The organism is Hippea sp. KM1 (assembly GCF_000526195.1).
In the GTDB taxonomy this organism is placed as follows: Bacteria; Campylobacterota_A; Desulfurellia; order Desulfurellales; family Hippeaceae; genus Hippea.
The window spans coordinates 1127806-1147620 of sequence record NZ_JAFP01000001.1 but is presented as its reverse complement, the minus strand read 5'-3'; the positions used below and the strand labels follow the sequence as shown (position 1 = coordinate 1147620).

Here is a 19815-nt window from a genome sequence, read left to right as displayed (position 1 = left end):
AAAATCCAAAATCCTTCATTCCCCGCCCCCCCTTTTTTGCACCTCGTAGATGGAAAAAAGGGAATTCCCCATCCACCCATTTACCCATCTACTCATTCACCCATCCACCCTCTCAACTTCCCACTGGCTAATATTCCTCTCCTTTGAGTCAAACACCATACCAATGAGGTATATCTCTTTGTTCTCATTCAGGTATTTCTCGTAGTATCTTCTCTCTTTTATCTGCTTTATCGGCTGCTCTTTTGCATCAACCTTGAACTCAACAATCAGTATCTTATCCTCTGTCTTAACTGCTAAATCAATCCTTCCCCTGTTTGTTATATCCTCAGGTATCACATCATAGCCCAAAGCCATCAGGTAGACAAAAACAACGCTGCTGTAATAACCCTCGTAGTTTGATATTACATTGTTTACATAGTTTGTGTATGGAATAGAGGCAAAGATCTTCTTAAACAGTTCAACAAAACCGTTGATGTCGTTTCTGTTTAAATAGTTGAACATATCAAGGCGGTATCTGGCCTTCTGTTGTCTTTGGTTGGTTAGATAATCTATGAGGAGCTGGTTTAGTGAGATTCTCACCTCTGTGTTTGGTACCCTGAGTGTGTAGGTGTATCCCCCAAGGTTGTCTGCTATCCTTTTGTCAAATGTCAAATAACCTGTTTGCCAAAGAAGTGCCCTTAGGTCAATGTAGTCAACATCAAACGCATTCAGTATCTCTTCTGTAACCTCTGAGTATTCAAGCTCAGGGATATAGTAATCATCCTCTTTTAGTAATTCTATCAGAAACGATGGGTTTCCTGTCTGCCACCAGTAGTTGCGGAATGTGCCGTTGTTTGAGAGAAACAGAAGTATGTCAAATGGGTTGTATAGGGGTTTGCCAAAGTAGTTGTAGCCATTATACCACCTCTTGACCAACTCTAAGTCTATACCCTCTATTCTGTCTTTGAAGACGGTCAACAGATCATCATGTGTATAACCACAGATCTCTGCAAACTCTTCATTGAGGGTGATGTCCTCTAAGTTGTTCAAACCACTGAAGAGGTTGAGCTTTGAGAACTTGCTTACTCCAGTGATAAAGACAAACCTGATATATCTGTCGCTGTCCTTTATCACAGAGTAGAAGTTCTTTAGAATGTTTCTTGCCCTTTTTGCCATATCCTTGTTTGTGATGTTGTCAAGGATGGGTTTGTCGTATTCGTCTATGAGGATGACGACTCGTTGGGAGTGTTTAAGATAGGCTTCTTTTATGAGTTGTCTGAAACAGTCTTTGAAGTCATTTAGGTCTTTACACTCTAAACCCAGAGTCTCCAAGTTGTCCTCTAATATGTACTTTATCTCATTGATCGTCTGGCTCTCATCCAAAGAGTAATCCCCGCTGCCAAATGATATCCTTATAACAGGGTGGGGCTTGAAGTCATACTTGTCATAGATGTATAGTCCTTTGAATAGCTCCTTGTGTCCTAAGAATATCTCTGCCAATGTGTCAAGGAAGAGTGATTTGCCGAAGCGTCTGGGGCGGGAGAGGAAGTAATACTTGCCCTTTGTCAAGAGCTTGTATGCAAACTCTGTTTTGTCAACATAGTAATAACCTTCTTGTATGATCTCGCTAAAGGTCTGGATGCCTATTGGGAGTTTTTTCATAGCACTTGCACTCTAATAGGTGTAAGATTTAAATACAGGGTTAAAATTTAGCCCTCCCGTTGAGCTTTTCGAAATTTTATTACCGTAAGGCGATGTTGTCAATTGTTAATTCTTTTGGTCTGTTATTTTTCCTCTTGACTAATCGGGGTAAGATGAGTATATTCATTGGCGAGTGGGCCGCTAGCTCAGCTGGTAGAGCAACGGACTCTTAATCCGTCGGTCGTAGGTTCGATCCCTACGCGGCTCACCATTTTTCTTTTTTTATTTTCCTTATGGTGAGTATAGCTCAGTTGGCAGAGCACCAGGTTGTGGCCCTGGTGGCCGTGGGTTCAAGTCCCACTACTCACCCCATCTTTTTTAAAGGTAATCGCTGAATGATAATCATAAGCGAGAAAGAAGCAAATCCTGCTATAGCGCTCCTTAAAGCCGGCGGTGTGATAGTTTGCCCTGCTTTTACGATTTACGGTTTTAGCGCTTTTCTGTTCAGTGGAGCGGCAAACAAGAAGATCTATCTTTTCAAGAAAAGGAGCATGCATAAACCCTTTATTGTCATAGCCCATAAGGAATTCATATGGGATGTGGCAGGTGATGTCGATAAGGATAAGCTAAACTTCCTTTTGGATAGCGGCTTTAGCGTTGTGATTAAAACAAGGATTGATCTGCCGTGGTGGGCATCCTTTCTTCATAAGACCGCCTTCAGGCTTGCCAATACGGAGTTTCTTAAAAAGGTATGCTCTATTGAACCTATCACATCAACAAGTGCTAATATCTCCAATGCAAAGGAGGTAAACCTGCCCATTCAACTTATAAGGCTTTACAAAAATCGAGTGGATGGTATAGTTCTCGGTAAGGTTAAGGGCGTAAGCTCAACAATTGTAGAGCTTGAAGGGGGGAGGGTTAATATTCTAAGAAAAGGCTTTAATATAGAAAAGCTGAGAATGATGGGAGGTTGATTATGGTTAAGTTAGCAGATAGGATAAAACAACTGCCGCCTTATCTGTTTGCAGAAATCGATAGGCTCAAGGAAGAGGTAGCAAAAAGGGGCGTGGATATTATCGATCTTGGTGTAGGCGATCCGGATATACCCACACCAAAGGAAATTGTTGAGGTTGCAAAGAAGGCTATAGAGGATCCAGCAAACCATCAATACCCCAGCTATGTGGGTATGTTGAAATTCAGGGAGGCTGTTGCTAATTGGTATAAAAGGAGGTTTGGCGTTGAGCTTGACCCCGAAAGCGAGGTGGTAAGCCTTATAGGTTCTAAGGAGGGTATCGCCCATCTCCCCTTGGCCTATATAAATCCTTCCGATTATGCGCTTGTTCCTGATCCGGGGTATCCTGTATATCCGGTGGCGGTGATGTTTGCCGGCGGAGAGGTTTATAAGATGCCCTTAAAGGAGGAGAACGGCTTTTTAATTGACCTTGATAGCATCGATGAGGATGTTCTTAAAAAGACAAAGTTGATGTTTTTGGGCTATCCCAATAATCCCACTTCAGCCGTTGCCGATGAGGGTTTTTATAAAAGGGTTGTTGAGCTTGCAAAGGAGTATGATTTTATTGTTGCAAGCGACAATGCCTATTCTGAGATCTGCTATGACGGCTATAAACCCATCAGCTTTTTAGAGGTCGAAGGGGCAAAGGATGTGGGCATAGAGTTTCACTCGCTTTCAAAGACATTCAACATGACCGGCTGGAGGATAGGCTTTGCTGTGGGCAATAGGGATGTCATTGCTGCCCTGGGTAAGGTGAAAACCAATATAGACTCAGGCATATTTCAGGCCATTCAGGTTGCAGGTGCGTATGCGCTGGATAATGCAGAGCGCCTGAACTCTGAGATAATAAAGATATTCCAGAAAAGAAGGGATCAGATGGCAGAGGCCCTAAACAAGGCCGGTTTTGAGTTTAACACACCAAAGGCGACATTCTATTTCTGGGTTAAGGTGCCAGAGGGCTTTAGCTCTGCTGAATTCACCAAGAAGCTTCTGCAGGAAAAAGGCATCGTTGTAACGCCTGGAAACGGCTTCGGCGATGCGGGTGAGGGCTATTTTAGGATAAGCATAACCAATCCAAGGATAGAAGAGGCCGTTGAGAGGATAAGGAGTGCGGCCGTTTAATCGGTGGGTCTATCTGTCGATAGGGAGTAATGTGGGCAACAGAAAGAAAAACTTAAGATTGGCCGTTGCCTATTTGAAAAGGCGCCTCTCAGTGGTGGCCTGCTCTAAATTTTACAATAGCGAACCGTGGGGGTATGAGAGGCAAAAGAATTTTTGCAACATGGCGTTAAAGGTTAATACACATTTAAAACCTTATGAATTACTTAGGCTTGCTAAACAGATAGAAAAGAAATTAGGCAGAAATAAGAAATTTAAATGGGGACCGCGCACCGTTGATGTTGACATAGTTGCCTATCGCAATATAATGCTAAAAACCAAGCAGCTGTGGCTTCCCCATAGGTGGGCGGCCGAGAGGCTTTTTGTGATCGTGCCTCTTTTGGATTTGGGGGCGCATCTAAGGCTTAACGGTTTGAGCTTGGAAGAACTCAAGGGCAGGCTTGAAGGCAATCAGCACCTCAAGACCTGCTAAAAGGGGTATCTTATTTGTTGTTAATAGGCAGAAGACCCCAGATCGGGGCTTTGAGCCACCATAAAAGCGATTCAAATGGCCTGAAGATGCACCGGGTGGGTGTATTTTCAGGCTTTTTTTATTTGTAAAAAGGGGGTTTTTTTATGGCTATTACCGTTCCTAAGATTAAGGAGATGAAGGCAAAAGAGAAGATCACCATGATAACGGCATACGATTATACATCTGCTCGAATTGCAGATGAGGCCGGTATCGATATTATACTGGTGGGCGATTCCCTGGCTATGGTTATGCAGGGTAAGAACTCAACCATACCTGTGACGGTTGATGAGATGATTTACCATGCAAAGATGGTGCGCCAGGGGGTAAGGAATGCGTTAATCGTTGTGGATATGCCGTTTATGAGTTATCAGGCTGACTATGTTGAGGCTGTAAGGAACGCTGGCAGAATATTAAAGGAGACCGGCTGCGATGCGGTTAAGCTTGAAGGTGGAAGGGAGTTTGTGCCTACAATAAACAGCATTGTGGCAGCAGGTATACCCGTGATGGGTCATCTGGGATTGACACCGCAGTCGATAAACATTTTTGGTTCATACAAGGCCAGGGGCAAGGATGAGGCTGAAGCAAATAAGATCAAGGAGGATGCAAGGTTCTTGCAAGAGGCCGGCGTCTTTTCGATAGTGCTTGAGTCTGTTCCAAAACAGCTTGCCAGAGAGATTACAGAATCCGTCAAGGTGCCAACCATTGGCATAGGCGCGGGCGTTCATACAGATGGGCAGGTGCTGGTATTCCACGATATGCTGGGCCTGTTTGATGATTTCAAGCCGAAGTTCGTAAAGAGGTATGCCCATCTCAAAAAGGACGCTGTTGATGGTATAAAAGAATACATAAAAGAGGTCAAAAACGGAGAGTTTCCGACCGATGAACATTCTTACCTATGAGGTGCTAATATGAGGGTGGTTCATTCTGCCTTAGAGATGCAGGCCATTGCCAATAAATACAGGGAATGGGGCAAAAGGATAGGCTTTGTGCCTACGATGGGCTATCTGCATGAGGGCCATTTGTCGCTTGTTAGGAGGGCCAAAGAGGACAACGATGTGGTGTTTGTCAGTATATTTGTAAATCCGCTTCAGTTTGCGCCCAATGAGGATCTGGATAGGTATCCGAGGGATATAGAAAGGGATGAGGCTCTGCTGGAGGGGGAAGGGGTTGATTTTGTCTTTTATCCTTCCGTGGAGGATATGTATCCCGATGGATTCCAGACCTATGTGGAGGTCGATAAGCTAACCAGGGTGCTTGAGGGCAAGAGCAGGCCGACGCACTTTAGGGGGGTTACGACCGTCGTTGCAAAGCTGTTTAATATAACAAAACCCCACAGGGCGTATTTCGGCAAAAAGGATGCCCAGCAGTTGATAGTCATAAAGAGGATGGTCAAGGACCTCAATATGGATATAGAGATAGTGGGTATGCCCATTGTAAGGGAGAGCGATGGGCTTGCGTTGAGTTCCCGTAATAAATACCTCAATGAAGAGGAAAGAAGGCAGGCGGTGTGTTTGTATAGAGCCCTGTTGAGGGCCAAAGAGCTTATAGAGAATGGAGAAAAGGATGCGCAGGCAATCAAAAATGAGATGGAAAGGGTTATAAAAGAGTATCCGCTTGCGAGGATAGATTACATAAGCGTAAATAGCTTAAGCAGTCTTGAGCCTATAAATGAGGTCAAGGATGGCGATACGCTTGTCTCTTTGGCTGTATTTTTGGGTTCAACAAGACTCATTGATAACATGTGGTTTTGAAAAAAGTGTTTGGAGGTTTGAATAGATGTTGAGGGAAGTTTTGATTGGTAAGATTCACAGGGCAACGGTGACAGAGGCCGATTTAAACTATGTTGGCAGCATAACGATCGATGAGGATCTGATGGAAGCTGCCAATATGAGGGAGTTTGAGCTGGTTCATATCTGGAACATAGACAACGGTGAGCGCTTTCAGACCTATACGATAAAGGGCAAGCGCGGCAGCGGTGTTATATGTCTAAACGGTGCGGCTGCAAGGAAGGTGGCCGTGGGTGACAAGATAATCATAGCCGCCTTTGGCATGATGGAGGAAGAAAAGCTTGATGGGTATCAGCCACACATTGTTATAGTGGATGACAACAACAGGATAGTTGAGCAACATAGAGGTATGTAAATGCTGAAAGCGCTCTCTTTGATGGGGCAGTTGGGTTATGGCTATAACAAGGAGTCCTTTGATAGGGCTATAGCAGAGGATATCGATTATATCGGTGTGGATGCAGGTTCTATCGATTCAGGTCCGTTCTTTCTGGGTTCTGGGAGCATGAAGGCCAACTATCAGGCAACCCGCAACGATTTAGAGTATCCATTGATTGAGGCTTCAAAAAGGGGAATCCCCTTTATTGTTGGTTCTGCTGGCTATGCAGGGGCCGATGTTCACCTTGATGGGTTTATGGAGGTTGTTAGGGACATAGCAAGGGACAACAATCTCCATCTTAAGGTGGCAGTAATACATTCTGAGCTTGATAAGGAGTATGTGCTATCACTTTTAAGAGAGGGTAAGATTAAAAGCTATGAGGGCAATCCAGAACTCAATGAGGAGGATATACTCTCCTCAACACACATAGTTGCCCAGATGGGTGTTTCTAAGTTTATTGAGGCCTTGAAGATGGGGGCGGATTTGATTGTTGCAGGCAGGGCGACGGATGCATCCATCTATGCTGCATATCCACTCCTTAAGGGTTATGATCCTGCTTTGGTGTGGCATATGTCAAAGATTATCGAATGTGGGGCTTTATGCGCAAAACCGGCAAGCCCGTCTGATGCCCTTTTAGGTTTTGTTGATGATGATGCCTTCTATTTAAGGCCGCCCAATCCAGTTAGGAGATGCACACCGTCGTCGGCTTTAGCACATTCGCTTTATGAAAACACAGACCCGTATGTTATAGAGGAGCCAGATGGGACGCTATTTTTGAACAATGCCGTTTATGAGGAGTATGACCAAAGGACGGTTAGGATTTACGGTGCAGAATGGAAGGAAAAGAGCAAAAAGAGCTTTAAGCTTGAGGGTGCCAGGTTCTCTGGATATAGAACGATAGCCATAATGGGCATAAGAAACCCCGATATGATAGCTCAGCTTGATGGTATACTTGATGATGTTAGGGATAGGGCGGCAAGTGAGTTTGGTGATGGATTTAGCTTAACCTTTAGGCAATACGGCAAAAACGGCGTCTTGGGGAGCTTTGAGTTTGATAGTAATCTTCATGAGGTAGGCTTGATTGTGGATGTTGTTGCTGAGGATCAGAGGTTTGCCCATAGGGTCTGTTCCGTTGTGAAGGCCCATCTGCAGCATTATGATTACAAGGGCAGGATAGCAACAGGCGCCAATGTGGCTTTTCCGTATTCGCCGGCTGAGATAGATGTGGGCGGTGTGTATGAATTTAGTGTGTATCATATAGCAGAGGATGAGAAGATTGAGGATAGGTTTTATATAGAGGAGATAGAGCTTTGAGGTTGAAAGAGGCTGTAAGTGTTTTAAGGAGCAAGAATGCCGGTGTTTGGCATATAACGATAGATATTGTATTTAAGGACGAAGAGGTTTACAAAAAGGCCAAACTCAAGCTGAATGAGGATTTCTTCAAAAGGCTTTACAATAGGGATGATTTGAGGTATTTTGAGTGCGACGGTATTAATACCCTAAAGGTGTCGTTCTTGAGGGATTCGGCTGCAGGTTCTTTGACGGATACGGATTGTTTGGGCGCTAATTTCTATATACCCCTATTGGATGTAGAGATATGAGGTTTTTGGTTATAGGCAGCGGCGGTGTGGGATTGGGTCTTTCTGCATTCCTGTTGAATGCAGGTCAGGATGTGTGCCTGTTTTCCACAAAAAGGAGTTTTGATTACCTGCAAAGGGGCTTTAAGGTAAACGGCATATTCGGCGAGTTTGCCTTTGGGCGTGGTCAATACGATTTAATTAAGGGATTTGATGAGATAGATGATTCGTTCGATTGGGTTTTGATAACGACAAAAACCTATGTAAACGATAGGGTGGCTTTTGAGCTGTGCAGGGTTAAGGATAGGCTTAAAAATACCCGCCTGCTCGTTGTTCAAAATGGATGGGGCAATGCCGAGCGATTTGAGGGGTGTTTTTTTAAGGAGAGGGTTTTTTCAGCTCGTATAATCACCGGTTTTTACAGGAAATCGCCCAATGAGGTTGAAATTACAGTGCATGCAGATAAGATGGTTTTGGGCAACATCTTTAAAAAAGAGCTATCAAGTCAGACCCAGGGGGTTGTTGATGCCCTGAATAGGGGCGGATTCGATGCTGTGGTTTCTGAGGAGGTGGATAAGCATCTGTGGGCAAAACTCCTTTACAACTGTGCCTTAAACCCGTTGGGTGCTATCTTGAGGACAGAATATGGAAAATTGGCCGAAAAGCCCCAGACAAAGAGGATCATGGACAGAATCATCGATGAGATATTTGATGTTATGCATGCTTACGGCTATGAGACATTCTTCAAAAGCGCTGCCGAATATAAGGATGTGTTTTACTCAAAGCTGATACCCTTAACATACACCCATCGTTCATCCATGTTGCAGGATATAGAGAATTTGCAAAAGACCGAGATAGATTCGCTAAACGGTATTGTGGTTAGACTTGGAAAGGATAAGGGCATTCCAACGCCTTATAATGAGTTTATTGTTGAGCTTATCAAGGCTATAGAGCCTTAGCTTTTCTTGTAAATTAAACCGTTTGGTTATATATTCTCTTCGATGAAGAAGTTTAGATGGTCTGTTTTTTTATCTATAGCGTTTTCCGTTTTTCTCCATGCCGCTTTGTTTTTTGTTTTATTTATGCTTTTAAAACCGAAAGAACTCCCGATTCCAAAGCCGCCTGAGCAGGTGTTTGTTGATGTTGTTAGCCTGCCAGAGCCCAAAAAGGCAGTAAAACAGAAGAGTCAGAGCCAAGAAAAACACAAGATAGCGGCGAATATACAACGCAAGGGTGTGGCGCGGGTCTATTCGAAACAGGAGAAAATACCGCTTGGCCAGGCAAAGTCCCGATCCGTAAAACCCAGGGTATCAAAAAATAGGATAGAACATAAGACAGTTTTTAAGAAACCATCAAGGCAAAAAAAGGAATCCTCTGGCATAAATAGGCAGAAAAAGAGCAATATCGTAAAGATAAAGGGCGGCCTGTTTAGAGAGGGTGTATTAAACAAGAAGAGTGGTTTTGCTTCGGGCACATCCAGCCAGTATGAATACAAAAACGCCAAAAGAGAGGCCACAATAAGTATAGGAACGCAACAGCTAAAGTATGCATCCTATATGGCAAAGCTGAAAAACAAGATACAGGCTGTCTGGGTGTATCCCAATAAAGCCATTCAGACAGGCCAGCAGGGCGCCTTATTGATTCTGTTTAGCATAGATAAAAACGGTCGGTTGGTTAGATTAAAGCTTATACGCTCAAGCGGCTATCCCGTGCTTGATGATGCCGCATTGCAGGCTGTTAGGGATGCATCGCCGTTTGCGCCTTTGCCAAAACGGTTGGGCATAGATGTCTTAAACATCTATGCCACCTTTGAATACAAACTGAGCAACTATTTCATCTATTGATCTCTGAGTATGTGGCTTTTGCCTTGAGGGATTCGTATACAGAGACCCTTGATGGCTTGCAGTCTTTGCCAGTTAGGGCTTTCTTTAACTCATCGAATATGTATTTTGCTATCATCTCCGATGTCGGGTTTGTGCTTTTGAATGGTTCTAATTCGTTTAGGTATCTGTGGTCTAATTTAGACAGTATCCCTTTTGTAATGGCCTTTAGTTCTTTGAAATCTATGGCTATGTAGGCCTTGTCGAGTTTGTCGCATACAACACTTACCTCAACAATGAAGTTGTGGCCATGCAGATTCTCGCAGGCCCCGTTGTAATTGTTTAACCTGTGCGCCGCTGCAAAATCGTCTGTTATGGTGATTTCAAACATCAAGGCACCCCTCAATGCTTCTAAAGTGATACCCCACAAGGCCTGAGGGTATCTTTGGATAGAAGAATGTCGATTTCTGCGGGACGGTCAGGCCTTCTTCTGTGATTTTTACGAGCTGTTCGAAACTCATGGGTTTTAGAATAAAACCCACCTTTGCCTTCTGTTTGTCCACAAGCTCTATGAGTTCTTCCTCTGAATGGGCATAGCCGGATACGGTTTGATTCTTTATATCCTCATCGGTCAGTTTCAGTATGCCCTTATAGACTACATCCTCAAAGACCTTTGAATCGAGGCTGTTTAGTATCCCCTTTTGTCTTTTGCCCTTCAGTGTCAGGGAATAGAACCTCTTGTCTGTATACATGATGAAATCGGCAGAGGGGTTTCTGCCTTCTTCTATCTGGAAATACTCCTTAAGTTTCCCTATAAACGAGTCTAAATCGTTTAGTTTCTTTATCAATCTGTGTATAGCCCCGAGGCTCAATCCGCCATCCTCTGCCTCAACAAGCAGTATCATTATGTAATCAAATCCGCCCTCCTTGATGCCCTGCTCGTTGTAATGCTTTTTGATCATCAACGCCGTTTCGTATCTGTGGTGCCCGTCTGCGATGATAACTATCTTGTTGGAGAAGTCCTCTTCTATGGCCTTTATTGCCTCTTTGTCTGTAATCTTGAACAACCTGTGGAGCTGGCCTTCAAATGTGGCTTCAAATATAGGCTTTTTGCTTGAGGCCTTGCTTAGATGCTCCCTTATGGTATGGCTTTTGTCATACAAACCCATAATAGGGCAGAAGCTCGCATTTGTGGTTGTTATGAGGTTGAATCTGTCGATCTTGGGCCCTTTAAGCGTTTTCTCGTGTGGCCTTATGTGTTTTCCAAACTCCTCAAGCTTGAGTGCTGCAAGTATGCCTTTAAGCTGCCTCTTTTTGCCGTCAAATTCATAATCGCAGGTATAGCCGTAAAAGCAACAGTCGCTGTCAAACTTAAGTATCCCCTCATCGAGCCAATTATCTAAATACTCTTTTGCCTTGTCGTATACCTCAGGAAGCGTCAATCTAACCACATTGTATGGATTGTTTTTGTTAAGCTTGGCTCTGTACTCATCGCTTATAACATCGTAAGGCGGCGCCATTACGGATGCCTTTCTTAAGTCTTCCTTGTATAGAATACCCTTAAACGGATAGATATTTGCCATACAAACTCCTTCAATAGATGGGGTTTAGGTTTATCAGGTCAACTTCTTCGGCATAATCCTTTATACTGTGAATATATCTTGTCTTTGGTGTTAACCTCTCGTCGTTTGTCCTTACAACGGGCAGGTCTGTTTTATAGGCCTCCTCTTCCCTTATCCGTTGTTTTTGGCAGTTGAGTCTTACGGGCTTTCCATCTTCCCGAACATAATCGCAAAAGTAAAGGAGTGATGAGAATGTCTCGCTTACAACCCTGAATCTTGAGCCTTCGTATGCGGCTGCTGTAAGGTCCATGGCGTTTATTCTGTATGCTTTTACATTCTTTGAAAAGAACAGCCCTTTTAGGGTCGAGATAACCACACGCAATGAGGTGTGTCTGCCCGGGCCTGCAACGCAGTAAACCTCTCCAACATCATCGAGTGTGTTGTTAGTATAATACAGGGCATCATCCACAAGCTTTATCAATATGCGGGAGAAGGTCTTACCTCCTTTTAAGAAAGAGGTGTATAGCAATTCCCCACTCTCAAATATGGAGAGGTCTAAGAAGGTATTGCTTCCATCTATTATCAGGTTTATCATCCCTTAATTTTGCTGCTGCGGTGGTGTGAACTGAATCGGCGGTATAATCACCGGTGCAAGACCCATCCTCAAAAGCGAATTCTGAACAAGCTCCCTGAAGTAAGGCCAGCTATCTATCAGAACGGTTGATTCTGAGAATATGTTGAATATCTCATCGTCTATCGGACCGCCAACCTGAAAATCGAGCAAAAAGGTCGTTTCTATCTTTACAAACACATCGTTCTCGTCCTCTTTGTTGGCGATCTTTAGCGTATAATCCTGAAATACCCTTACGAAGTTATCTGCAAGAACCTGATAATAGGAATTCTTGTTGATATAGACCTTTTGCGTCTCGGGCGGTACATCCAACTTTTCATCGTCAAACTCACAACTCAGCTTTTTCATCCTTATGTTTACCAATGCCAGGCCGTTGTTAAACTGATTGTACCTTTCCTCTAAAGTAGCCATTCCTTACCTCCATTTAGATTGCACTTAGATTTCTATCCTTTTCTAAGATCTTCTTTATTCCGTTTTTTAGGAAATTAACCACAAGCAACTGACCGTCCTTGCTTAAAACCACGCCCTCGCCGTATACGGCATGCTTTATTCTATCGCCCCTTTTTAAAGAGGTGGGTTTTTGGGCTTGTTTTATCTCTAACAGGAATCTCGATGGTTTTGATGGCTGATACTCCATGCCCCTTTTTCTTGCCGATGCGTGGGTTATAAAGAGGTTGGTTTTGGCCCTTGTTATGGCCACATAGAACAGCCTGCGTTCCTCTTCTATATCCATCTCATCCCTTTTTAGGTTTTCGTTGGGGAAAAGCCCCTCCTCAACCCCCACTATAAAGACCGTGTTGAACTCCAGACCCTTCGATGCGTGTATTGTCATCAGCCTTACGCTTTCCTTCTGCTCTTCTAATTCGTTTGAGTAATCCAGAAGGGAGAGATCCTCCAAAAAGGCCTCTAAGCTGTCTAAATTACCCGCATTCTTAAGCTCCATGATGTTGGCTATTCTATCAAAATCGCCCGTTTGTTCAAGATGATTTTTAAAGCCGCTTCTGTCTATGATTGCATCTATGATCCTATCCACGCTCTGCTTGGTGTCTATTGTGAATATCTCTAAGAACTGTTTTAGTGCGTTTGTCTGCCTTGGGGTTAGCCTGTTATTTTCCAATAGCCACTGCGATGCCTCAAACATCGAGGTATCGAGGTCATCGCTTGTTTTTGAGATGGTTTGTATGAGCTTTGCCCCTATACCACGGGGGTGGGAGCCTATGGCCCTTAAGAATGCCAGATTGTCGCTTGGGTTAATCAAAAGCTTCAGATAGGCGATTACATCCTTAATCTCTTTTCTTTCCAAAAACCTCTTTGAGCCTATGATGTTGTATGGTATGCCGTATCTTATTAAGGCCTCCTCGATCGTTCTTGATTGGAAGTTTGTTCTGTACAATACGGCAATATCGGATAGGCTCTCGCCGTTGTATTGGAGCTTTTGTATTTGTTCTGCCACAAATGAGGCCTCTTCGTTTTCGTTTGCCAAATTTACTATGCTTATTCTGCCACCGATCTTGTCCGAATAGAGCCTCTTTTCCTTTCTGAGGCTGTTTTTTGATATCAATGTGTTTGCTATGTTGAGTATCTCCTGTGCCGAGCGGTAATTCTTCTCAAGCTTTATGACCTTGCAGTTATCGTATTCCTTGTCGAACTTGAGTATATTGTCTATCTGCGCTCCCCTGAAGCCGTATATGGACTGATCCTCATCCCCCACGGCGCAGACTATATTGGATTTGTTGTACAGCAGGCGGACAAATAGGTATTGTGGATAGTTTGTATCCTGGTATTCGTCTATGAATATGTATTTAAACCTGTTTGAGTATTTCTCTCTGATTCGCTGGTTTTCTTCTAAAAGCTCGATTGCTTTGAGGATTATGTTGTCAAAGTCAACGGCGTTTGCCTTGTTTAGCTCCTCCTCATACAGCTTATAGACGCTTTTTAGGTATTTTTCAAAGGGTGAACTTACCTTTAGGCCATCGGGTTTTGTTAGTTTGAGTTTCAATGATGAGATGGAGGCACAAAAAGACTTAGGTGTGTATTTTTTGGGATCTATGTTGAGCTTTTTTAGTATCTCCTTTATGAGGTTTTCCTGATCCTTTGAGTCATAAATGGTGGGCCTAAAGCCCTCATGTCTTAGTATTCTCAGCGCTATGGAGTGGAATGTGCCGATCCACATATCGGATGCCTGGCTGCCTATGAGCTTTTCGATCCTTTCCCTCATCTCGCCTGCTGCTTTGTTGGTGAAGGTTAAGGCTAAAATCTGGTGGGGCTTTGCCAGGCCTTCGTTGAGTATGAAGGCTATCTTATGCGTGATGGTCTTTGTTTTTCCGCTGCCTGCCCCTGCCAATATGAGCAGGTTGCAGCTGTTTTCCAATACCGCCTGCTTCTGCTGCGGATTGAGTTCATCTATTATGTAATTTTTCTGTTGCATCGTTATACGCCTTTATAATGTCCTTTCTTGTTATTATGCCTATAACCTTACCCTCATCATCAACAACGGGTATGGTGTTTATCTCCCTAAAGCCTATCTTGTGCATAAGCGTGTTGAGGTTCTCTTCTTTTGTTGTTGTTATGACATCTTTGTTGGCCACATCCTCAGCCACAAGGAAATCGGCCAGCTCGCCCTCGCCCAGTATGGATTTAAGCACATGCAGGGTTACTATGCCCTGAAGCTTGTTTGAGTTGTCTATGATGGGTATATCTGTCTGCTTTGCCTCTGAGAGTATCTCGAATATCTTTGCAAGGCTCGTTGAGTTTGAAACGCTTACGAAGTCCTTTTTCATTAGTTCTTTTACCTTTATGCCCTCCAATACATCCCTGACAAACTCGTACTTGTGTATGGGGGAGTGCGCCCTGTTTTTGACCTGGTGTTTCTCTATGCTGTATCTGGTTGTTAAAAGGAAGCTTATGGCAACGACCCACATGGAGGGCACTATAAGCTCATAGTTCCCCGTAATCTCTGCAACGACTATTATAATGGAAAGCGGCGTCTTGTTTGTAGCGGCAAAGAAGCCGGCCATTCCCACTATGGCAAATGATGCGGGGTTGTCAACCATCATGGGGAATATGCTTTTTATTAGTCCACCTATGCCGCCACCGATTGCCGTCCCTATAACGAGTGTTGGTGCAAATAGACCAACGGAGTTGCCGCTGCCCAATGTTATGGATGTTGTAAACATCCTGACAAGCCCCAACATCAGAAGCATCTGAAAGCCCGTTTCGTTTAAGAATGCACTCTGCATTATGCCGTATCCCATGCCGGCGCTGTCGGGTATGAACATGGCGAATAAACCAACCAGGAATCCGCCCAGGGCTGTTTTTATGTAAAGCGGTGATTTTATCCTTGAGAACATGTTGGATGAGGCGTTGAATATGTTTATAAACGCTATGGCGCTTAAGGCACAGACAACAGCTAAGACTGTGTATGATGCAAACTCCCTTAGGTTGTGAAAGGCCAGTGGTGGTGTTGAGAACATATGAACCCAGCCGAATTTTGCTGAGAATATGGAGTATGCGATAATGGATGATATGGCAGCAGGAAGAAGCGCCTCGTATTCGAAGTCTATATCCTTATACAACACCTCAACGGCGTATATAGCAGCCCCCATGGGGCTTCTGAATATAGCACCCACACCCCCGGCAAGACCGGCTATCATCAATATCCTCTTCTCTTTATCCGTTAATTTTAAGAAGTTTCCAAACTGATAGCCAAAACCCGCACCGATCTGGGCTGCAGGGCCCTCTCTACCGCCTGCACCGCCTACGCCTAACGATATGACAGATACGATGAGCTTTACAAACGGCACCCTTTTCCTTATTGGCTGGTTGTTATGATAGGCCTTTACAACCTCACCGGTGCCGCCGCCCTTTGTTTCCTCAGCCAACAGGTGTATGAGCAGTCCGCTTATAAAGCCACCAATTGTGATGATTATGAGAAATGCTATGCGGTTGAATGGTTTGTGTATAAGCGGTATGAGCGGTTCTTCGTTTGTCGGGTGGCTTATGGGGAATCCTGCTATGTGGTTTAGCAGGGTCACCGATGTCAAATCCAATAACACAAAGAACACAATTGCACCCACGCCGGCCAGCACGCCCACAATGGATGCGTATATCAACATCTTGCTGGTCTGGGAATGTTTTAGGCTTTTTATGATAAACATCAACTCTGAGATTGGTGATACCTTCATTCTACCGTTACACTCTTTGCAAGGTTTCTGGGTTGATCTATGTCATAACCCAAAAATAGGGCCATGTAATAGGCAAACAGCTGCAGTGGAATCACATAGATAAAGGGCAAAAACTCATAATCCACAATCGGCACCTCTATTGTTTGATCAACTATGGATGCGGGTTTGTCGCTTATTAGTATGATTTTTCCGTCTCTTGATTTTATCTCCTCGCAGTTCGATAGGCTTTTGGAATAAAGCGGTTCTTTTTGGTGTGCGATAACCACCGTTGGCGTGTTTTCGTCGATTAACGCTATAGGGCCGTGCTTCATCTCACCGGCTGGATAGCCTTCAGCATGTATGTATGAGATCTCCTTAAGCTTTAATGCCCCCTCCAAAGCCAAAGGGTAGCAAAGCCCCCTGCCTAAATAGAGGAAGTTTCTGTATCTATGGTATGTCTCTGCCAGCTCTTTTGTCGTTTGGTTTGTGGCGTTGAATGTCTCCTTTATGAGTTTTGGCATGCTTAGGAGTATCCTTGAGCGCTCTGTATTGTCTTTACCCTTTTTTTGGCCGATATAGAAGGCCAGCATGTACAAAACGGCCAGCTGACTTACAAAGGCTTTGGTTGATGCCACGCTGATCTCTGGACCTGCTAAGGTGTATATGCATGAGTCTGCCATGCGTGCAATGGCCGATTCCTTAACATTAACGATGGAAAGCGTCTTTATGCCCTTGTTCTTTGCCATGCGGAGGGGTTCTTTTGTATCTGCTGTCTCGCCGGATTGTGATATGGCGACAAAGAGGTTGTTTTTAGAATATGGATAGTCGTAATACCTAAACTCGCTGCCTATCTCGACATCCACCTTGACGCCTGTGTATTTTTCCAATATTGGTTTTGCGGTTAGTCCTGCATAGAAACTTGTGCCGCATGCCACAATGGTTATCCTGTCTATGTTCTTTATAAACTTCTCATCTATTGTTATCTCATCATCCAGCAGTATCCTTCCATCCTCTGATATCCTTGACTGTATGGTGTTTCTAACGGCCTCGTCCTCTTCTGCGATCTCCTTTAGCATGAAGTGTTTGTATCCGCCCTTCTGGGCTGTCTGTTTAGACCAATTTATGGTGGTTGGCTGCCTGTTTACTATTTTGCCATTTTTATCCCAGATAACTATCTTTTCATTAGATATTTTGGCTATATCTCCATCCTCTAAGAATATGAAGCTGTTTGTGTGCTCTATCATGGCGGATACATCGCTTGCTATGAATGTCTGGTTTTTGGATAAACCTATAACAAGCGGGCTTTCGTGTTTTGCCGCCATGATGAAGTTCTCATCCTTTGATATGGCTGCAATGGCGAAGCTGCCCTTTAGTAGTTTTACGGCCTCCTTAAACGCCTCCTCGAATGGCTTGTCTTTTAAAAAGAAGTCTATGAGTAAGGCTATGATCTCCGTATCCGTCTGGGTCTTTCTCTTTATGCCGTTTTGGTTTAGAAGCGCCTCTAATTCCCTGTAGTTCTCTATTATGCCGTTGTGGACAACCGATACCCTCTCTGTAAAGTGCGGATGGGCGTTCTCTGAGCTGGGTATACCGTGTGTTGCCCATCTGGTATGACCTATCCCTATTGAGGCCTGCGTGTTTATGGAACTGTTGGCTATCAATGTTATCAGGTCAATTACCTTGCCTTTGGTTTTAACCGTCTCTATGGTATTGCCCGATTTGAGCGATATGCCTGCCGAATCGTATCCCCTGTATTCTAAGGCCTGAAGCCCAGAAAGCAGCACCTTTAAGGCTTCCTGTTTGCCGCAATAACCAACGATACCGCACATAACCTACCTCTTATAGCACCTATTTTATTTTTTTTCAAACACTCCTGTTTATCTTTTGTGTTATTTCGTTGTATATCCTTATGATGTCGCTTCTTTTTACGACACCCAATACCCTTGTCGGATCGTTTTCATCTACCACCGGTATGAGGTTTATATCCTTAAGCCCTATCTTGTGCATGAGGTTGTGGAGGTTTTCGTTGGGTGTTGTTGTTATGAGTTTTGTGTTGGCCACATCGTCTGCAATCAAGATGGGTGGGAGTTGCTTTTCTGCAAGGAGCGATTTTAAGACCCTTAGCGTAATAATACCCTTCAATTTGCCGTTTGTGTCCAGCACCAATATATCGTCGTCGTTGATTGTTGAGAATATTCTAAATATCTCCTGAAGGGATGTAAACGGACTGACGCTTGCAAAGTCCTTTTTCATTATGTCCTTTATAAGGATCTCCTCAAGCAGATCCCGTTTGTATTCCAGCAGATGGGCCGGTGAGTTTTTCCTGTTTTTTACCTGTTTTTCGTATATCGTCCACTTCTGGGCCACTATATAGCTAATGGTTGCCGTCCAGATAGCAGGCACTATTAGATGATAGCTGCCCGTCATCTCTGTAACCATAACGATTGTCGATAGGGGCGTGTTGGCCGCAGCACTGAAGAAACCCACCATACCCACCAACACAAACGAGGCCGGCTGACTGACCAGCGATGGTGATATGTTGTGCAAAAGCAGGCCTATAGCACCCCCCAACGATCCGCCTATGACCATAGACGGTCCGAATACACCGGCCGAGCCGCCGCTGGATATGGTGAAGGATGTTGCCAGAACCTTCAATACAGCCACAAGCAGGAGGAGCTTTATGGGTGCTGTCCCATCGATAGCCCTCTGAAGCAGACCGTATCCGCTTGAGATGGCATCCGGTATGAATATGCCGATTAGGCCAACTATAAACCCGCCGATGGCCGGTTTTATGTGTGGTATGAGCCTTATCCTTTTGAATAGATCCCTGATACCGTAAAAGACCTTTATATAGAATACGGAAAATAAGCCGACGCTAAAGGCCAATACGGTGTACGATAATAACTCGATGGGGTTTGTAAACCGAAATACAGGCGTATAGAACAACGGTTTCCATCCAAAAAACAGGGAGAATGTGGAGTATGCGACGATGGATGCCACAACCGTGTATATAAAAACCTCCCCCTCCATCTCAGGTTCTTTGTATAGCACCTCGCTTGCAAAAATAGCACCAGCCATAGGGGCATGGAATATAGCCCCCACGCCTGCCCCCATACCGCTTGCAAGGAGTATCCTCCTCTGTCTGGGCGTTAGGTTGAGTTTTGTTGCAAAGAAGGAGCCAAAACCCGCACCGATCTGCGCTATAGGGCCTTCCCTGCCGCCTGAGCCGCCGCTGCCCAGCGTAATGGCGCTTGCTATCATTTTTACTATTGGAACGGTTGGCCTTATGAGACCATCTTTTCTGTGGTATGCGTCGATAGCCCCGTCTGTGCCGTGGCCTTCTGCCTCTGGTGCAAATGTATAGACCAATATTCCAGACAATAGGCCACCTATGGTTGTTATCACAACTAACAAGACGGGATTGAACTGCTTGTTTAGCTTTTCAAATAGCTCTGGCTCGCCCCTGGGTTCGACTAAGGGATAGCCTGCTATGTTGTGGAGGATATAGACGCTGAAGAAGTGCGTTGCCACAAGGAACGCCACAGCGCCCAATCCGGTTATTACACCGACCACACCTGCATAGGATAGCAGTTTGCCCTCTTCTATGACATCGTCGGTCGGCTTAAAGATAGCCATT

At 44.4% G+C, this 19815-nt stretch carries 19 protein-coding genes and 2 tRNA genes; 12 read left to right on the top strand and 9 right to left on the bottom strand.

The window, feature by feature from the left end:
• Nucleotides 1-96 precede the first annotated feature (96 nt).
• Nucleotides 97-1641 (bottom strand): ATP-binding protein, encoded by a 1545-nt coding sequence (locus tag D891_RS0105875; RefSeq protein WP_025270201.1) that lies wholly within the window; start codon nucleotides 1639-1641, stop codon nucleotides 97-99.
• Between the two features lie 174 nt (nucleotides 1642-1815).
• On the opposite strand from D891_RS0105875, the gene D891_RS0105870 reads away from it, so the two are divergent.
• The 12 genes from D891_RS0105870 to D891_RS0105815 all read left to right on the top strand — a co-directional run bounded on the left by D891_RS0105870 (nucleotide 1816) and on the right by D891_RS0105815 (nucleotide 9846).
• Nucleotides 1816-1891: transfer RNA gene (locus tag D891_RS0105870), tRNA-Lys, on the top strand.
• Nucleotides 1892-1916: 25 nt separating this feature from the next.
• A tRNA-His gene (locus tag D891_RS0105865) sits at nucleotides 1917-1992 on the top strand.
• Between the two features lie 23 nt (nucleotides 1993-2015).
• On the top strand, nucleotides 2016-2594 hold the full coding sequence (locus D891_RS0105860) for an L-threonylcarbamoyladenylate synthase (RefSeq protein WP_025270200.1): 579 nt from the start codon (nucleotides 2016-2018) through the stop codon (nucleotides 2592-2594).
• A 2-nt stretch (nucleotides 2595-2596) separates the two neighbouring features.
• On the top strand, nucleotides 2597-3754 hold the full coding sequence (locus tag D891_RS0105855) for an LL-diaminopimelate aminotransferase (RefSeq protein WP_025270199.1): 1158 nt from the start codon (nucleotides 2597-2599) through the stop codon (nucleotides 3752-3754).
• Nucleotides 3741-4223 (top strand): 2-amino-4-hydroxy-6-hydroxymethyldihydropteridine diphosphokinase, encoded by a 483-nt coding sequence (gene folK, locus D891_RS0105850; RefSeq protein WP_025270198.1) that lies wholly within the window; start codon nucleotides 3741-3743, stop codon nucleotides 4221-4223. Before D891_RS0105855 ends, folK begins: the two co-directional genes overlap by 14 nt.
• A gap of 143 nt (nucleotides 4224-4366) precedes the next feature.
• Nucleotides 4367-5161, top strand: a complete 795-nt coding sequence (gene panB / locus D891_RS0105845; protein WP_025270197.1) for a 3-methyl-2-oxobutanoate hydroxymethyltransferase — start codon at nucleotides 4367-4369, stop codon at nucleotides 5159-5161.
• A 9-nt stretch (nucleotides 5162-5170) separates the two neighbouring features.
• Nucleotides 5171-6013: a pantoate--beta-alanine ligase gene (panC, locus tag D891_RS0105840; protein ID WP_025270196.1), complete on the top strand. Its 843-nt coding sequence runs from the start codon at nucleotides 5171-5173 to the stop codon at nucleotides 6011-6013.
• Between the two features lie 25 nt (nucleotides 6014-6038).
• Nucleotides 6039-6404, top strand: a complete 366-nt coding sequence (gene panD / locus D891_RS0105835; protein ID WP_025270195.1) for an aspartate 1-decarboxylase — start codon at nucleotides 6039-6041, stop codon at nucleotides 6402-6404.
• On the top strand, nucleotides 6405-7739 hold the full coding sequence (locus D891_RS0105830) for an acyclic terpene utilization AtuA family protein (protein WP_025270194.1): 1335 nt from the start codon (nucleotides 6405-6407) through the stop codon (nucleotides 7737-7739). It begins immediately after the preceding gene.
• Nucleotides 7736-8026, top strand: a complete 291-nt coding sequence (locus D891_RS0105825; RefSeq protein WP_025270193.1) for a DUF4387 domain-containing protein — start codon at nucleotides 7736-7738, stop codon at nucleotides 8024-8026. Before D891_RS0105830 ends, D891_RS0105825 begins: the two co-directional genes overlap by 4 nt.
• Nucleotides 8023-8961, top strand: coding sequence for a ketopantoate reductase family protein (locus D891_RS0105820; RefSeq protein WP_025270192.1), 939 nt, complete (start codon nucleotides 8023-8025; stop codon nucleotides 8959-8961). Before D891_RS0105825 ends, D891_RS0105820 begins: the two co-directional genes overlap by 4 nt.
• 42 nt (nucleotides 8962-9003) lie before the next feature.
• On the top strand, nucleotides 9004-9846 hold the full coding sequence (locus D891_RS0105815) for an energy transducer TonB family protein (protein WP_025270191.1): 843 nt from the start codon (nucleotides 9004-9006) through the stop codon (nucleotides 9844-9846).
• Here the strand turns inward: D891_RS0105815 and queD are convergent.
• The 8 genes from queD to D891_RS0105775 are packed head-to-tail and all read right to left on the bottom strand — an operon-like array spanning nucleotide 9836 to nucleotide 19814.
• Nucleotides 9836-10213 carry a 6-carboxytetrahydropterin synthase QueD gene (gene queD, locus D891_RS0105810; protein WP_025270190.1) on the bottom strand — a complete coding sequence of 126 codons (378 nt, stop codon included), beginning with the start codon at nucleotides 10211-10213 and terminating at the stop codon, nucleotides 9836-9838. The genes D891_RS0105815 and queD overlap by 11 nt on opposite strands.
• The gene (locus D891_RS0105805) at nucleotides 10206-11405 is read right to left on the bottom strand and encodes a DUF1015 domain-containing protein (protein ID WP_025270189.1); all 1200 of its coding nucleotides are present in this window, start codon (nucleotides 11403-11405) and stop codon (nucleotides 10206-10208) included. Before D891_RS0105805 ends, queD begins: the two co-directional genes overlap by 8 nt.
• 10 nt (nucleotides 11406-11415) lie before the next feature.
• Complete coding sequence (locus D891_RS0105800) at nucleotides 11416-11979, bottom strand: hypothetical protein (RefSeq protein WP_025270188.1); 564 nt, start codon at nucleotides 11977-11979, stop codon at nucleotides 11416-11418.
• 3 nt (nucleotides 11980-11982) lie between these two features.
• The gene (locus tag D891_RS0105795; RefSeq protein ID WP_025270187.1) at nucleotides 11983-12426 is read right to left on the bottom strand and encodes a hypothetical protein; all 444 of its coding nucleotides are present in this window, start codon (nucleotides 12424-12426) and stop codon (nucleotides 11983-11985) included.
• A gap of 13 nt (nucleotides 12427-12439) precedes the next feature.
• Complete coding sequence (locus D891_RS0105790) at nucleotides 12440-14443, bottom strand: ATP-dependent helicase (RefSeq protein WP_025270186.1); 2004 nt, start codon at nucleotides 14441-14443, stop codon at nucleotides 12440-12442.
• On the bottom strand, nucleotides 14415-16199 hold the full coding sequence (locus tag D891_RS0105785; protein WP_025270185.1) for a chloride channel protein: 1785 nt from the start codon (nucleotides 16197-16199) through the stop codon (nucleotides 14415-14417). The genes D891_RS0105790 and D891_RS0105785 overlap by 29 nt, the downstream gene beginning before the upstream one ends.
• Nucleotides 16196-18007, bottom strand: coding sequence for a glutamine--fructose-6-phosphate transaminase (isomerizing) (gene glmS, locus D891_RS0105780; protein ID WP_025270184.1), 1812 nt, complete (start codon nucleotides 18005-18007; stop codon nucleotides 16196-16198). Before glmS ends, D891_RS0105785 begins: the two co-directional genes overlap by 4 nt.
• A gap of 34 nt (nucleotides 18008-18041) precedes the next feature.
• Nucleotides 18042-19814, bottom strand: coding sequence for a chloride channel protein (locus D891_RS0105775; protein WP_025270183.1), 1773 nt, complete (start codon nucleotides 19812-19814; stop codon nucleotides 18042-18044).
• Nucleotide 19815 lies beyond the last annotated feature (1 nt).

What these genes read in the sequence shown, in the direction of transcription:
- D891_RS0105875 (WP_025270201.1), bottom strand. Translation starts at nt 1,641, where the DNA reads ATGAAAAAACTCCCAATAGGCATCCAGACCTTTAGCGAGATCATACAA.
- D891_RS0105860 (WP_025270200.1), top strand. Translation starts at nt 2,016, where the DNA reads ATGATAATCATAAGCGAGAAAGAAGCAAATCCTGCTATAGCGCTCCTT.
- D891_RS0105855 (WP_025270199.1), top strand. Translation starts at nt 2,597, where the DNA reads ATGGTTAAGTTAGCAGATAGGATAAAACAACTGCCGCCTTATCTGTTT.
- panB (WP_025270197.1), top strand. Translation starts at nt 4,367, where the DNA reads ATGGCTATTACCGTTCCTAAGATTAAGGAGATGAAGGCAAAAGAGAAG.
- panC (WP_025270196.1), top strand. Translation starts at nt 5,171, where the DNA reads ATGAGGGTGGTTCATTCTGCCTTAGAGATGCAGGCCATTGCCAATAAA.
- panD (WP_025270195.1), top strand. Translation starts at nt 6,039, where the DNA reads ATGTTGAGGGAAGTTTTGATTGGTAAGATTCACAGGGCAACGGTGACA.
- D891_RS0105830 (WP_025270194.1), top strand. Translation starts at nt 6,405, where the DNA reads ATGCTGAAAGCGCTCTCTTTGATGGGGCAGTTGGGTTATGGCTATAAC.
- D891_RS0105820 (WP_025270192.1), top strand. Translation starts at nt 8,023, where the DNA reads ATGAGGTTTTTGGTTATAGGCAGCGGCGGTGTGGGATTGGGTCTTTCT.
- D891_RS0105815 (WP_025270191.1), top strand. Translation starts at nt 9,004, where the DNA reads ATGAAGAAGTTTAGATGGTCTGTTTTTTTATCTATAGCGTTTTCCGTT.
- queD (WP_025270190.1), bottom strand. Translation starts at nt 10,213, where the DNA reads ATGTTTGAAATCACCATAACAGACGATTTTGCAGCGGCGCACAGGTTA.
- D891_RS0105805 (WP_025270189.1), bottom strand. Translation starts at nt 11,405, where the DNA reads ATGGCAAATATCTATCCGTTTAAGGGTATTCTATACAAGGAAGACTTA.
- D891_RS0105800 (WP_025270188.1), bottom strand. Translation starts at nt 11,979, where the DNA reads ATGATAAACCTGATAATAGATGGAAGCAATACCTTCTTAGACCTCTCC.
- D891_RS0105795 (WP_025270187.1), bottom strand. Translation starts at nt 12,426, where the DNA reads ATGGCTACTTTAGAGGAAAGGTACAATCAGTTTAACAACGGCCTGGCA.
- D891_RS0105790 (WP_025270186.1), bottom strand. Translation starts at nt 14,443, where the DNA reads ATGCAACAGAAAAATTACATAATAGATGAACTCAATCCGCAGCAGAAG.
- D891_RS0105785 (WP_025270185.1), bottom strand. Translation starts at nt 16,199, where the DNA reads ATGAAGGTATCACCAATCTCAGAGTTGATGTTTATCATAAAAAGCCTA.
- glmS (WP_025270184.1), bottom strand. Translation starts at nt 18,007, where the DNA reads ATGTGCGGTATCGTTGGTTATTGCGGCAAACAGGAAGCCTTAAAGGTG.
- D891_RS0105775 (WP_025270183.1), bottom strand. Translation starts at nt 19,814, where the DNA reads ATGGCTATCTTTAAGCCGACCGACGATGTCATAGAAGAGGGCAAACTG.